General features: G+C 54.8%; 10 protein-coding genes. 8 read left to right on the forward strand and 2 right to left on the reverse strand.

Annotated elements, in window-relative coordinates; translation table 11 throughout:
- The first annotated feature begins 21 nt into the window (after window positions 1–21).
- The 4 genes from purM (at window position 22) to ppx (ending at window position 5,473) form a co-directional block, all read left to right on the forward strand.
- Window positions 22–1,059: a phosphoribosylformylglycinamidine cyclo-ligase gene (gene purM, locus RRF55_RS12870; RefSeq protein WP_002913836.1), complete on the forward strand. Its 1,038-nt coding sequence runs from the start codon at window positions 22–24 to the stop codon at window positions 1,057–1,059.
- Complete coding sequence (gene purN, locus RRF55_RS12875; protein WP_004145656.1) at window positions 1,056–1,697, forward strand: phosphoribosylglycinamide formyltransferase; 642 nt, start codon at window positions 1,056–1,058, stop codon at window positions 1,695–1,697. Before purM ends, purN begins: the two co-directional genes overlap by 4 nt.
- Window positions 1,698–1,876: 179 nt before the next feature.
- A complete protein-coding gene (gene ppk1, locus RRF55_RS12880) occupies window positions 1,877–3,937 on the forward strand; it encodes a polyphosphate kinase 1 (RefSeq protein ID WP_002913838.1) in 2,061 nt (686 codons plus the stop codon).
- Window positions 3,938–3,940: 3 nt separating this feature from the next.
- Window positions 3,941–5,473: an exopolyphosphatase gene (ppx, locus tag RRF55_RS12885; protein ID WP_002913839.1), complete on the forward strand. Its 1,533-nt coding sequence runs from the start codon at window positions 3,941–3,943 to the stop codon at window positions 5,471–5,473.
- 53 nt (window positions 5,474–5,526) lie between these two features.
- On the opposite strand, the gene RRF55_RS12890 is transcribed toward ppx, so the two are convergent.
- Window positions 5,527–7,755 carry a sensor domain-containing phosphodiesterase gene (locus RRF55_RS12890; RefSeq protein ID WP_021469752.1) on the reverse strand — a complete coding sequence of 743 codons (2,229 nt, stop codon included), beginning with the start codon at window positions 7,753–7,755 and terminating at the stop codon, window positions 5,527–5,529.
- A 370-nt stretch (window positions 7,756–8,125) separates the two neighbouring features.
- On the opposite strand from RRF55_RS12890, the gene RRF55_RS12895 reads away from it, so the two are divergent.
- Window positions 8,126–8,299 carry a YfgG family protein gene (locus RRF55_RS12895; RefSeq protein ID WP_004174861.1) on the forward strand — a complete coding sequence of 58 codons (174 nt, stop codon included), beginning with the start codon at window positions 8,126–8,128 and terminating at the stop codon, window positions 8,297–8,299.
- Between the two features lie 96 nt (window positions 8,300–8,395).
- Here the strand turns inward: RRF55_RS12895 and RRF55_RS12900 are convergent, their stop codons facing one another.
- Window positions 8,396–9,307 carry a LysR family transcriptional regulator gene (locus RRF55_RS12900; protein ID WP_162879776.1) on the reverse strand — a complete coding sequence of 304 codons (912 nt, stop codon included), beginning with the start codon at window positions 9,305–9,307 and terminating at the stop codon, window positions 8,396–8,398.
- Between the two features lie 73 nt (window positions 9,308–9,380).
- Here RRF55_RS12900 and RRF55_RS12905 point away from each other — a divergent pair, with 73 nt between their 5' ends.
- The 3 genes from RRF55_RS12905 to RRF55_RS12915 all read left to right on the forward strand — a co-directional run bounded on the left by RRF55_RS12905 (window position 9,381) and on the right by RRF55_RS12915 (window position 13,937).
- Window positions 9,381–10,613: an MFS transporter gene (locus RRF55_RS12905; protein WP_044245190.1), complete on the forward strand. Its 1,233-nt coding sequence runs from the start codon at window positions 9,381–9,383 to the stop codon at window positions 10,611–10,613.
- Window positions 10,614–10,906: 293 nt separating this feature from the next.
- On the forward strand, window positions 10,907–12,085 hold the full coding sequence (locus tag RRF55_RS12910; RefSeq protein ID WP_044245193.1) for an anaerobic sulfatase maturase: 1,179 nt from the start codon (window positions 10,907–10,909) through the stop codon (window positions 12,083–12,085).
- On the forward strand, window positions 12,069–13,937 hold the full coding sequence (locus RRF55_RS12915) for a sulfatase-like hydrolase/transferase (RefSeq protein WP_130974931.1): 1,869 nt from the start codon (window positions 12,069–12,071) through the stop codon (window positions 13,935–13,937). Before RRF55_RS12910 ends, RRF55_RS12915 begins: the two co-directional genes overlap by 17 nt.
- Window positions 13,938–13,963: the final 26 nt, after the last annotated feature.

A 13,963-nucleotide genomic window follows, 5' to 3' on the forward strand; every position in this document is an offset into this window, starting at 1 on the left:
CAAACGCGTGGAGACTTCGCAGTGACCGATAAAACCTCTCTCAGCTATAAAGATGCCGGCGTGGATATTGATGCAGGCAACGCTCTCGTCGACCGTATTAAGGGCGTGGTGAAGAAAACCCGTCGCCCGGAAGTGATGGGGGGACTGGGCGGATTCGGCGCGCTGTGCGCACTGCCGCAGAAATACCGCGAGCCGGTACTGGTCTCCGGCACCGACGGCGTCGGTACCAAGCTGCGTCTGGCAATGGATCTGAAGCGTCACGACACCATCGGTATCGACCTGGTCGCCATGTGCGTGAACGACCTGGTGGTTCAGGGCGCTGAGCCGCTGTTTTTCCTGGATTATTACGCCACCGGTAAACTGGACGTCGATACCGCAGCCAGCGTCATCAACGGCATCGCCGAAGGCTGCCTGCAGTCCGGTTGCGCGCTGGTCGGGGGTGAAACCGCAGAGATGCCCGGGATGTACCACGGCGAAGATTACGACGTGGCGGGTTTCTGCGTCGGGGTAGTGGAAAAATCAGAAATCATCGACGGCAGCAAAGTGACCGATGGCGACGTGCTGGTGGCGCTGGCGTCCAGCGGCCCGCACTCTAACGGCTATTCGCTGGTGCGTAAGATCATTGAGGTTAGCGGCGTTGACCCACAAACTACCGACCTTGACGGTAAACCGCTGGCCGACCATCTGCTGGCGCCAACCCGCATCTATGTGAAATCGGTGCTTGATCTGATCGCCAGCGTTGATGTCCACGCTATTGCCCACCTGACCGGCGGCGGCTTCTGGGAAAACATTCCGCGCGTGCTGCCGGATAACACCCAGGCGATCATCGATGAGTCCTCCTGGCAGTGGCCATCCGTCTTCAACTGGCTGCAAACCGCCGGTAACGTCAGCCAGCATGAAATGTACCGTACCTTTAACTGCGGCGTAGGGATGATTATCGCCCTGCCGGCAGCGGAAGCGGACAAAGCGATTGCCCTGCTGAATGACAAAGGTGAAAACGCGTGGAAAATCGGGTATATCAAAGCCTCCGATTCCGAACAGCGTGTGGTCATTGCATGAAAAACATCGTGGTGCTGATTTCCGGTAGCGGCAGCAATTTGCAGGCGATCATCGACGCCTGCGGCCGGAAACAGATAAACGGCACCCTGCGTGCGGTATTCAGTAACAAGGCTGATGCGTTCGGCCTTGAGCGCGCGCGCCTGGCCGGCATCCCGGCCCATGCGCTGGCGCAAAGTCAGTTTGCCGACCGGGAAGCGTTCGATCGTCAGCTGATGCATGAAATCGACGCCTACGCCCCGGATCTGGTGGTGCTGGCAGGCTATATGCGTATCCTTAGCCCGGCGTTCGTCAGCCACTATCAGGGACGTCTGCTGAACATCCATCCCTCGCTACTGCCGAAGTATCCTGGCCTGCATACTCATCGTCAGGTGCTGGAGAACGGTGACGAGGAGCACGGTACCTCGGTGCACTTCGTCACCGATGAGCTGGACGGTGGGCCGGTTATCCTGCAGGCCAAGGTGCCGGTCTTCGCTGGCGACAGCGAGGAGGAAATCACGGCGCGGGTTCAGGCCCAGGAACATGCCATTTATCCGCTGGTCATCAGCTGGTTCGTCGATGGACGTCTGCGCATGGCAGGCAACCACGCCTGGCTGGATGAGCGACAGCTTCCCCCGCAGGGCTATGCCGCCGACGAATGAACAACCAGCCCCGCATGAGCACATCGCGGGGCTTTTTTTAATTAAAAGTGTTTACTAATCAAACATCTCACAGAAATAATTCTTCTTACTGTCATATTGTTGTGACACAGTAAATCGCTATGCAGAAAAATTCGTCATAATAGTCTACGTCCTGTGAGTAAAACGGAGTGTGAGCGGTAATGGGCCAGGAAAAGCTATACATCGAAAAAGAACTCAGCTGGTTGTCTTTTAACGAACGCGTGCTGCAGGAAGCGGCGGACAAGAGTAACCCGCTGATTGAGCGCATGCGCTTCTTAGGTATTTACTCCAACAACCTGGATGAGTTTTACAAAGTGCGCTTCGCTGAGCTGAAGCGCCGGATTATTATCAGTGAAGAACAAGGCAGTACCGCCCATTCTCGCCACCTGTTAGGCAAAATTCAGGCCCGCGTTCTGAAGGCCGATCAGGAATTCGATAGTCTGTATAATGAACTGTTGCTGGAGATGGCGCGTAACCAGATCTTCCTGATCAACGAGCGCCAGCTGTCCGTCAATCAGCAGGCCTGGCTGCGCAACTACTTCAAGCAGTATTTACGCCAGCATATCTCGCCGATCCTGATCAACCGCGAAACGGACCTCGTGCAGTTCCTGAAAGATGATTACACCTATCTGGCGGTGGAGATTATCCGCGGGGAAAACATCAACTATGCTCTGCTGGAAATACCGTCGGATAAAGTGCCGCGCTTCGTGAACCTGCCGCCGGAAGCGCCGCGTCGCCGCAAGCCAATGATCCTCCTGGATAACATCCTGCGCTATTGCCTGGACGATATTTTTAAAGGCTTCTTTGATTACGATGCGCTGAACGCCTACTCGATGAAGATGACCCGTGACGCCGAGTACGATCTGGTGCATGAGATGGAGTCGAGCCTGATGGAGCTGATGTCCTCCAGCCTCAAGCAGCGCCTGACCGCCGAGCCGGTTCGCTTCGTCTACCAGCGCGATATGCCGGATGCGATGGTCGAAATGCTGCGCGATAAGCTCTCCATTTCCAACTACGACTCAATGCTGCCGGGCGGCCGCTATCACAACTTTAAAGACTTTATCGGCTTCCCGAACGTCGGTAAGGCCAATCTGGTCAATAAGCCCATGCCGCGCCTGCGTCATCTGTGGTTTGATAAATTCCGCAACGGCTTCGACGCCATTCGCGAACGCGACGTGCTGCTCTACTATCCCTATCACACCTTTGAGCACGTGCTGGAGCTGCTGCGTCAGGCCTCCTTCGACCCCAGCGTATTGGCGATCAAAATCAACATTTACCGCGTGGCCAAGGATTCGCGCATTATTGACGCGATGATCCACGCCGCCCACAACGGTAAGAAAGTCACCGTAGTGGTGGAGCTGCAGGCGCGCTTCGATGAAGAGGCTAACATTCACTGGGCGAAACGCCTGACGGAAGCGGGAGTCCACGTTATCTTCTCTGCGCCAGGTCTGAAGATCCACGCCAAGCTGTTCCTTATCTCGCGTAAAGAAGGCGATGAGGTGGTGCGCTACGCCCACATCGGCACCGGTAACTTTAACGAGAAGACGGCGCGGATCTACACCGACTATTCGCTGTTAACCGCCGATGCGCGCATTACCAATGAAGTCCGCCGGGTGTTTAACTTTATCGAGAACCCCTATCGTCCGGTTAGCTTCGACTACCTGTTGGTGTCGCCGCAGAACTCGCGTCGTCTGCTGTATGAGATGATCGATCGCGAGATCGCCAATGCGCAAAACGGGCAACCGTCCGGGATTACGCTGAAGCTGAACAATCTGGTGGATAAAGGTCTGGTGGACCGACTGTATGCCGCCTCCAGCTCCGGCGTGCCGGTTAATCTGCTGATCCGCGGCATGTGCTCGCTGATCCCGGGTCTGGAAGGTATCAGCGAAAATATCCGCGTCATCAGTATTGTGGACCGTTTCCTCGAGCACGACCGGGTCTACTGTTTTGAAAACGGTGGCGATAAACAGGTCTGGCTCTCCTCTGCCGACTGGATGACGCGTAACATCGATTATCGCATCGAAGTTGCCGCTCCGCTGCTCGATCCGCGTCTGAAGCAGCGGGTGCTGGATATTTTTGATATCCTGTTCAACGATACGGTAAAAGCGCGCTATCTTGATAAAGAACTGAGTAACCGCTATGTGCCGCGCGGCAATCGCCGTAAAGTGCGCGCGCAAATGGCGATTTACGATTATCTCAAATCACTCGAACAACCCGACTAACCTATGCCAATAAACGATAACACCCCTCGGCCGCAGGAGTTCGCTGCGGTTGACCTTGGTTCGAACAGTTTTCATATGGTGATCGCCCGTGTCGTCGACGGCGCCATGCAGATCATCGGACGCCTGAAACAGCGCGTACATCTGGCCGATGGCCTCGATGAAAACTCGGTGTTGAGCGAAGAAGCCATGACCCGTGGGCTGAACTGCCTGTCGCTGTTTGCCGAACGCCTGCAGGGGTTCTCCCCCTCCAGCGTCTGTATCGTCGGGACGCATACGCTGCGTCAGGCGACCAACGCGGCGGAGTTTCTTAAACGCGCGGAAAAAGTGATCCCCTACCCAATCGAGATCATCTCCGGTAATGAAGAAGCGCGCCTGATTTTTATGGGCGTTGAGCACACGCAGCCGGAGCGCGGCCGCAAGCTGGTGATTGATATCGGCGGTGGTTCAACCGAGCTGGTCATTGGCGAAGATTTTGAGCCCCGCCTGGTGGAAAGCCGCCGCATGGGCTGCGTGAGCTTCTCGCAGGCCTATTTCCCTGGCGGCGTTATCAATAAAGAGAACTTCCAGCGCGCGCGCCTGGCGGCGGTGCAGAAACTGGAGACGCTGGCCTGGCAGTTCCGTATTCAGGGATGGACCGTAGCGCTGGGCGCCTCCGGCACCATTAAAGCCGCCCAGGAAGTGCTGGTGGCGATGGGCGAGAAGGACGGATTTATTACGCCGGAGCGCCTCGAGATGCTGGTAAATGAGCTGTTGAAGCATAAAAACTTCGACGCGCTCAGTCTGCCCGGTCTCTCAGAAGACCGTAAAGCGGTCTTTGCGCCTGGGCTGGCGATCCTCTGCGGTGTGTTTGACGCGCTGGCCATCAAAGAACTTCGTCTGTCCGATGGCGCGCTGCGCGAAGGTGTCCTGTACGAGATGGAAGGCCGCTTCCGCCACCAGGATATTCGTAGCCGCACGGCACAGAGTCTGGCAAATCAGTACAACATCGATCGCGAACAGGCGCGCCGGGTACTGGAAACTACCACCCAGATGCTGGAGCAGTGGCAGGAGCAGAATCCCAAGCTGGCCAATCCGCACCTCGCGGCGCTGTTGAAATGGGCGGTGATGCTCCATGAGGTAGGGCTGAATATCAACCACAGCGGCATGCATCGTCACTCGGCCTACATTCTCCAAAATAGCGACCTGCCGGGCTTCAATCAGGAGCAGCAGATGCTGATGGCCACCCTCGTACGCTATCATCGCAAAGCGATCAAGCTCGACGATCTGCCGCGCTTTACGCTATTCAGGAAAAAGCAGTTTCTGCCGCTAATTCAGCTACTGCGCCTGGGCGTACTGCTGAATAACCAGCGTCAGGCTACCACTACGCCGCCGACGCTGCGCCTGCAGACGGAAGCTCACCACTGGACGCTGACGTTTCCGCACAACTGGTTTAGCCAGAATGCGCTGGTGCTGCTGGATCTGGAAAAAGAGCAACAGTACTGGGAAGGCGTGCCGGAATGGATGCTGAAGATTGCTGAAGAAGAGCCAGACGCCTGATCGTATCTCTGGCTATCAACCGAGCCGGGCGCTTACGCCCGGCTTTTTGCTGCTCAGCCGGTCATCTCCTCCGCCAACTGCGTCAGAGGTACCGGTACCCCGATATCATAGCCCTGCATATAATCGATCCCCAGCGTGATGACCGCCTGACGTATTTCCGGCGACTCCACATATTCGGCCACCACCTGCATGTTCTTCATACGCGCCAGACGACAAATAGAGTCCACGACCTGGTAATCAAGACTGCTGGCAAGCAGATTGCGAATAAAACTGCCGTCGATTTTAAGAATGTCGACGTTCATTGTTTTTAACCGGGCGTAGCTGGCGTAGCCGGTACCAAAATCATCGATCGCCACCCGGCAGCCCAGCGCCCGCAGATGCTCTAAAGTCTGGCAGACCAGCTCGGGATTGCTGAGCGCGTAGTTCTCGGTCAGCTCGAAAATAATCTGCCATGGCTCAATGTTGTAGGCCTGCAGCAGCGCTTCGACCTCCTGAGGAAACTGGCTGCGGCTCAGCGACACCGGAGAAAGATTGATCGCCAGCCGCAGACCAGGCAGCGCCCGCCGGTTGGCGTCCATAAAGGCCAGCGTATGCTCAATAACCCACTGGTCCACCCGCGTGGACAGCCCAAACTCGTGCGCCACCGGCAAGAACTCGTTTGGCCCCGTTAGCTCACCCGACTCCCCTTCCATCCTCACCAGCACTTCATGATAGCGATCGCCGCGAATGCCCTGGATAGGCTGCGCCATCAGGACAAAATGGTCATGTTCCAGCGCTTTGAGAATGCGGTTCATCATCACGACTTTATCTTTCAGATCCTGCTGAACATGGCCCGCGCCGCGGCGCTGTAAATTTTCCGGATGGCCGCTGGCTAACGACATGTCGGCAATGGTGTTCAACTCGCCAAGCAGTAAATACAGATGCTTGACCGGCGAGCGAACGTTGCAATAGCTCATGCCGATCCGCGGCTGCAGGGGGACCCCGTCCCAGTGGAAACGGAACTGTCGCAGGGAGCGGTCAATTAAGTGAATGCGCGCCTGGTGCCCTTCGCTATTGAGACGGAACACTAAATCGTGACCGGCAAGATGATATACCGCTTCGTTGGGCTGCAGCAGCGTTCTCAGGTGGTTCGCCAGCATTTGCTTATACTGGATTCGCAAAAGTACCCCATAGTGGCGCCCCAGCAGTTCAAGCTCAGGAATGCGCAGAAAACAGAGCGTCGACCAGCTCGTGCCGTTGAGCGCCCGGCTCAGCGCCCGCAAGTTCGGCATATGAACCACCGGGTCGAGGAAGGCCATCTGCCGGACGCGAGCGTAGATCAGCCGCTGCTGTGTCGCCAGCATCGCCGTATAGGCGACAATAAACGAGAATACCAGATAGCTTGATGAGGTGATCGCCAACTGGGTGTTATAGCTTGGGTAAATTGGTAAGTAACGGTAATGAAAATGGATCACGGCAATCAGCACCGGCGTCCAGATCAGTGAGATAAAGCGATAGCCAAAACGCATGGCACCCCAGAGCATCACCGGCATCAGCAATGACAACGTATAATTCGTACTAAATATGGTGCTGCTATCATTAAGCGGCATCAATAATAGCCACAGTAGCAGAATTAATACCGTCGCCCAGCAAATGATTTCAATTTTTTTTATTTTTGGATCAATTTGTAAGCGAACCTGAGAAATAAAGCCGCGTAAATGAAAAGGATTACGAATGACCCTTAACACAAAATAACACAGCGGCATGCCGGTCAGGCACCCTACCATTAGCGCCTGAAAGGTGATTAATGAACGTAAACTAAATGGCGTAACGCCGGTCATTTCCGTTGTGCGCGGATGGAGTCCAAGATATTCGGCAATCTGTGACAAAATCAGAAAAATGACCGAGGGGAGCAGCATTTGCCAGAACAGACGATGCGGCATCAGTCGGACGTTGCCGTGTGAGACCTGCTGACGCTGGGGGACAAAAATGCGGTAGCCGCCCCAGCAGAGCACGCAGGGGATAAGGAAATGGAACAGTACACCGATGGACTGCTCAAGCATCATGCCGTGGGCCAGAGTTAACAGCAGGCCAATAATAATGCCAGGGATCGCCGCCCAACCAAAAAACATCATCAGGCTGAGCACCAGCGCCAGGGGAAGATAATACAAAAATACCATATGACCATTGAGCATGGTGTAGGTATTCGCCCATCTGGCGACCGGTAATAACAGCGCAGGCAGAACGAGCGGTAAAGCCCACCACTTGTCGCGATATTGTTGATAGTATTTTAATAAATTCATAGGTGCTCTACAGAGTGCCTCTGCTCCCGCGAGGCATATTCAGGCAGGCATCCAACCACCCATGCTGACCGCGTAAATAATAACGATACGGTAACGTCCGCTGATTTTAGTGGCCAAGAGAAGGAGACTATTGATATAAATCAACAAATGCTGACGCCAACATTAATAAATCTTATTTTTCCCGACATTTCACGGCTAATAAAGTGAGCATGTAAATACGACGATTATCTTATATAACATTAATTAATGTTTTCACTGCCGCACTTTTACATCTGCATCAATTGACCCCATCTCGTTCCTGTGCCTTAATACCCCCATCGCCCATCTTCGGGTATACTTCAAGGATCCTTTTGTGAGTCAGGCACCCAGTATGCGTAAACGACATCGATTTAACCGTCGCATGACCCGTATCGTACTGCTTATCAGCTTTCTCTTCTTCTTTGGACGCTTTGTCTACTCCTCCATCGGCGCCTGGTACCATCATCAGGATAAAAAAGCGTCGCAGGAGTCATCGCTCACCGTCGAGCCCTCCCCCCGCGAGTAATCCTTTGATTCTAATACTGCAAGCGCCACACTCCGCAGGCAGAGCCGCTCGCTGCTGAAGTACTGTCTTTGATGCGGTAATTTTGCCGTCGGCGATTTATAAGCGCACGGTATGCAGCAGGCGCAGCATTTCAGCGATACCTTTTGTCACAATTTTGTCCTGACGCATGACTACCGCCAGCTGTCGGTATAGCCGCGGCGCCAGCGAGTGTATGCGTAATCCGTCGCGATCCTCCACCCGCTCCACCGCCATGCGGGGCACGATGCTGTAGCCCAGCCCTGCCCGCACCATGCGCTTAATCGCCTCGATGCTCCCCAACTGCATTACCGGCGTCACCGCCAGTCCCGCCGAGCGGAACCAGCGGTCAATCAGATCCCGCGTGCCGCTACCCGCCTCGAAGGCAATGAGCGGCTGCGCCTGCAGCTCGGCGGGAGTATAAACCGCCGGCATCTCCGTCTCGCGGCTGGCATAGATGGTCACGAACTCCTCATCTAACATCGCAGTCACCGCCAGACTGCGCCCCTGCACGGGCAGCGTGACCAGCCCGAGATCGAGCCGGTTTTCTTCCACCGCGCGGACGATATCCAGCGTGTTGCCGGTGGTCACCCCCACCGTCAGCAGCGGGTGCTGCTGACGAAGATGCTGCAGCAGCGGTGGAAGAAGATGAATGCAGGCCGTCGCGCCGGTCCCCAGCGTCAACGATCCATTAACCTCCTGACTGAATGCGCTGACCGACTGCACCGCGCTATTCACCGCCCGATCGATCTGCTCGCTGTGGGCCAGCAATGCCATTCCCGCCGCCGTCGCCTTGATCCCACGTCCGGTTCGCTCCAGCAGCCTGGTCTGTAAAAACTGCTCCAGCTGACGTACCTGCAGGCTGACGGCAGGTTGGGAGATCCCCAGCGCGTCGGCGGCGGCAGAAAAGCTGCCGCGCTGTACGACCAGCCGGAAGGTCGCCAGATTTCCCAGGTTCAGTGTTGTCATAAAAGTTTCTCTTATACCGCGCATAAGGTGGCCGCTCTGCCAGAACAATAGCCTGCCGGGTATGCTCAGGACAACTGTCTTAACGGAATGAAAAACCATGGAAATAAACGCTATTCCCCGACGCCTTGCCTTCACCGCGGGCGGTCAGCAACTCATCAACTGGGGGATCTCTTTTTATATGCCCGGCACCTTTGCCGGGACTATCGCCGCCGACAAAGGATGGTCCTTGCCGCAGATCTATCTCGGCCTGACGCTTGCGATGCTGATGATGGCCGCTGTCTCCCCGTTCGTTGCCAGGCTGCTGGCTCGCTTTGGCGGAAGGCTGGTGGTCACCAGCGGTACCTTACTGATAGCCGCCAGCTGCGCCATGATGGCCTGGCGCCCTTCGCTGGCCGGCTGGTACGGCGCCTGGCTGCTGACCGGCATCGGCATGCGGCTCTCACTGTATGATGCGCTGTTCGCCGCAGTGGTGAATCTGTACGGTCAGCAGGCGCGGAAAACTATCTCTCATATCACTCTCGCTGGCGGTCTGGCCTCTGCCCTCTTCTGGCCGCTGGGCGAGGCGTTATTAACCATCATGCCCTGGCAGAATGCCCTGCGGATCTATGCGCTGTTTGGCCTGCTGAGCGCATGGCTGAGTTATCAACTGCCTCGCCAGCGGCTCAATTCAGCGGCGAAATCACCAGCCTCGCCAGCGACAGCAGAGGGCGACCGGCGTAACGGGGCGCGTTACGCGATCTTTATTGCGCTGATCACCTTCATCTCTAACGGTACCTCTACCCATCTGCCGGAGTTTATCAGCCACTTTGGTCTGCCGGTTGCCGTCGGTGTGCTGTGGGGATTCGGCCAGACCGGCGCCCGGCTGGGGGAAGTGCTGGCCGGTCCCCGGGTCACCTCACTCACGCTAACGCGTTTTACTGCGCTCGCCATGCCGCTCTGTTTTCTCCTTGGATTGAGCAGCACGACCTATGCCGGATGCGCAGCCGGGTTTGTGCTGGGCTATGGCGCGATTAACGGGCTGGTGACGATTGTCAAAGCGACGCTGCCGCTGGCGCTGTTTAGCGCAGAAAGCTACGCCAGCCGCACGGGTCTCCTGCTGATCCCCGGGCAACTGATGGCAGCTGTTTCACCCTTTGCCTACGCATGGCTGAACCACCGGCTGGGCATTATCGGCGGAATGTGGGTGTCCACCGGGTTAACGTTGATCGTTGCCGGACTGGCGCTGGCGATGGTGCGCGAGGCGGGTAAGGCGCAGGATGAACGTAATGTAGAATATCCGGCAGCGGCCGTTGACCAACCGATAGCCAAAAACAACCTTGCTGAAGAGTAAACGTGGATCACTACGCCCTTGATAATTTACGCCTGCGTTTATAGCCATATGGCAAGCATTATTCATATTATAAATTTTTAATGAAAATACATTCACTAAATCAATGATGAAATTTTTAAGAGAATAGCAGGGCATGCTGTCACCTGCGAAAAATAACGATACCGCCTGTATTTTTCGCTTGCATAATGATCCAAAAAATAAAGCCAGTCGCCATCGGTAACATTAGCCACACCTCCGGTAACACAATTAGCTTTACTCTCTTCCTCATCGAAAACGTTCGAGAATAGCAAAGAATGAGCGCTAATTTTAATACCGTAGCAAAACCCGGCGGCAATCGATGCAATCTGGCCTGTCGGTATTGTTTCTATCTGGAAAACGAGGTTCCGCGTCCAGGGTATGCCACCATGGACGACCTCACGCTGGAAGCGTACATTCACAACACCATTTCATCGACCCCCTCGCAAAACGTCGAGTTTTGCTGGCAGGGCGGTGAGCCTACCTTATGCGGGCTGGATTTTTTTGCAAAGGTGGTCGAGCTCCAGCAGCGTTACCGTGGTAACAAAATCATCGCCAACAGCCTGCAAACCAACGGCATCTTGCTGAACGATAAATGGGCTCGTTTTTTGCGTCGTCATGGATTTCTGGTCGGATTATCCATTGATGGCCCTGCGTCACTCCACGACACCTGGCGTACGACGGGCTGCGGAAAACCCACCTGGGAAAAAGTTGTGCAGGCCATACGCTGCCTGCAGCAGCATGACGTTCCGGTGAATGCCATGGTGGTGGTCAGCCGCCAGTCTGCAAGCCAGGGGAAAAGTCTCTATCGCTGCCTGAGCCGCGAGCTAAACCTTCACCATCTCCAGTTTATTCCTCTCGTTGACTCCCCTGCTCCCTGGTCAATTACCCCTGAGGGCTGGGGCAAATTTTTGTGCAGTGTTTTCGACGACTGGCTGGAAAACGATGTTGGCAGGGTGTTTATCCAGTACTTTGATAATCTGCTCGGCGTATGGGCCGGCCAGCCCGCCACGCTCTGCACCATGCAGCCTGTCTGTGGGCAGAGTTTACTGGTGGAGCAAAACGGCGATGTCTACAGCTGCGATCACTTTGTCTCAGCGGAATATAAGCTGGGTAATCTGAAGCAAGATGCTATGGCAGCGATGGCGAGCTCGCCATTTCAGCAACAGTTCGGGAAGCAAAAGGGCCAACTCTCTGCCCGCTGTCAGGGCTGCCACTGGCGCTTTGCCTGCCATGGAGGATGCCCTAAACACCGTTTTACCATCCATGACGACGAAGCACAGAATTACCTGTGCAGCGGCTATTTAACCTTTTTCGGCCATATCACGCCCTATATGAACGTCATGAGAAGGCTTTTATTAAATTGCCAGCCGCCCGCGCTCATTATGAGTCTTATCCCGGAGATTCGGCAAAATATATTACAATTAACGGAGTCTGAAGATGAAAGAACCAAATAAAATAGATGGAAATCGCCGCGATCTCCTCAAAGGTCTGGGGATTACCGCTGTCGTGAGCCTGTTACCAGAGACGGGAAACGCCGCACAAAATAATGCCGCCCCGAAAGCGGCATGGGATATTCCTTTCACCGGCGAAATCCCTGACACACTGCCCGAAGGCTACAATATTTTACTAATAACATGCGATCAGAAACGTTATTTCGAGCGGTATCCCTTTCCGGTGCCGGGCCGGGAACGCCTGATGAAAACGGGTATCACTTTTACCAATCATCAGAACACGGCCAACGTTTGTACGCCATCGCGCTCTGTCATGTACACCGGGCTCCATATGCCGCACACCCGGATGTTTGATAATCTTGGCTTCCCCTGGATGAATTACGATCTGGACCCGGAATTACGTACCGTGGGCCATATGATGCGTGAACTGGGTTATTACACGGCGTATAAAGGTAAATGGCATCTTACCCGGGAGATCGATCAGCCGGTCGCTGGTAAATCGGTAGAAGAAATGGACCTGGGCGAGATCCCGACGCCGCGACTGCATGAAATTATGGAAAAGTATGGTTTCTCTGATTATCACGGCATTGGCGATGTCATCGGGAAAAGTAAGGGCGGCTATTTCTTTGATTCAGTCACCACGGGGCAGACCATTAGTTGGCTACGTAACACCGGCCGCCCGCTGAATGATGAAAATAAGCCCTGGTTCGCGGCAGTAAACCTGGTTAACCCCCACGATGTCATGTTTATCGACACCGATGAGCATGGTGAGCAGGTGCAGTGGAAAGGGCCAATGGATAAAGAAAACCACACCCTGCTGCCAACCCAACCCCCGCACAACCAAATCTATCAGCAAAGCTGGCCAGACTATCCGCTGCCTGCAAACCGCCATCAGTCGCTCGATGAGCCTGGCAGACCTGCCGCCCATAAAGAGTACCAGAATGCCAGGGCGGTGATGGAGGGACAGTTCCCCGATGAAGACCGGCGCTGGCGCAAATTACTGGATTATTATTTCAACTGTATTCGCGACAATGACCTGCATCTTGAGGCGATTCTCAATGAGCTGGATAACCTGCAGCTGACGCAAAATACGATTATCGTCTTTACCGCCGACCATGGGGAACTCGGTGGCTCCCACCAGATGCATGGTAAAGGTTCCTCGGTGTACAAAGAGCAGATCCATGTGCCGATGATCATTCGCCATCCGGCGTATCCGGGAAATATCCGCTGCAACAGTTTGACCAATCATCTGGATTTAGTACCGACCCTGATTGGTCTGACTGGACGCGATCGCTCGCTGCGAGAGAAAGTCCTGGAGGGCAGAAAAGGCCGGGATATGAGCCCATTACTGGCGCATCCTGAGCAAGCGGGCTTAAATGCGCTGCGTCCGGGTTCGCTTTATTGTTACGGCATGATCCTGTATATGGATGCGCAATACACGGCAAAATTCAGAAAGCTGGCTGGAGAAAAACTCCCGCACGATCAATTTAAAAAAGCGATCGCGTCACTCCATCCTGATTTTTCCCATCGCTCAGGGATCCGTATGATCAACGATGGACACTATAAATTTGCCCGCTACTTTTCGCTCAAGCAGCATCATATTCCTGCTACCCTGGCCGAACTGCTGGAGAATAATGATGTTGAACTTTTCGATCTGGTTAACGACCCCGAAGAAAATCATAACCTCGCCCGGGAGCCAGAGAAATACCGGGATCTGTTAATGACTATGAACGATAAACTCAATCAGCTCACTGCCGCTGAGATTGGCGAAGATGATGGCAGCTATATGCCCCCGTTTGAAGGAAGCCAGTGGGACATGTCGGCGGCCCAGATGCATCAATATATGCGCGATTAGCGCTTGCCGTCAGGTGGGAGACCTTA

It is taken from the genome of Klebsiella sp. K47 (genome assembly GCF_051858335.1).
GTDB lineage: Bacteria > Pseudomonadota > Gammaproteobacteria > Enterobacterales > Enterobacteriaceae > Klebsiella > Klebsiella pneumoniae.

Excerpts from the sequence above, each read along its gene's own strand:
- ppk1 (WP_002913838.1), top strand. The coding sequence starts at position 1,877 with ATGGGCCAGGAAAAGCTATACATCGAAAAAGAACTCAGCTGGTTGTCT.
- ppx (WP_002913839.1), top strand. The coding sequence starts at position 3,941 with ATGCCAATAAACGATAACACCCCTCGGCCGCAGGAGTTCGCTGCGGTT.
- RRF55_RS12900 (WP_162879776.1), bottom strand. The coding sequence starts at position 9,307 with ATGCGCGGTATAAGAGAAACTTTTATGACAACACTGAACCTGGGAAAT.
- RRF55_RS12915 (WP_130974931.1), top strand. The coding sequence starts at position 12,069 with ATGAAAGAACCAAATAAAATAGATGGAAATCGCCGCGATCTCCTCAAA.
- RRF55_RS12905 (WP_044245190.1), top strand. The coding sequence starts at position 9,381 with ATGGAAATAAACGCTATTCCCCGACGCCTTGCCTTCACCGCGGGCGGT.
- RRF55_RS12895 (WP_004174861.1), top strand. The coding sequence starts at position 8,126 with ATGCGTAAACGACATCGATTTAACCGTCGCATGACCCGTATCGTACTG.
- RRF55_RS12910 (WP_044245193.1), top strand. The coding sequence starts at position 10,907 with ATGAGCGCTAATTTTAATACCGTAGCAAAACCCGGCGGCAATCGATGC.
- purN (WP_004145656.1), top strand. The coding sequence starts at position 1,056 with ATGAAAAACATCGTGGTGCTGATTTCCGGTAGCGGCAGCAATTTGCAG.
- RRF55_RS12890 (WP_021469752.1), bottom strand. The coding sequence starts at position 7,755 with ATGAATTTATTAAAATACTATCAACAATATCGCGACAAGTGGTGGGCT.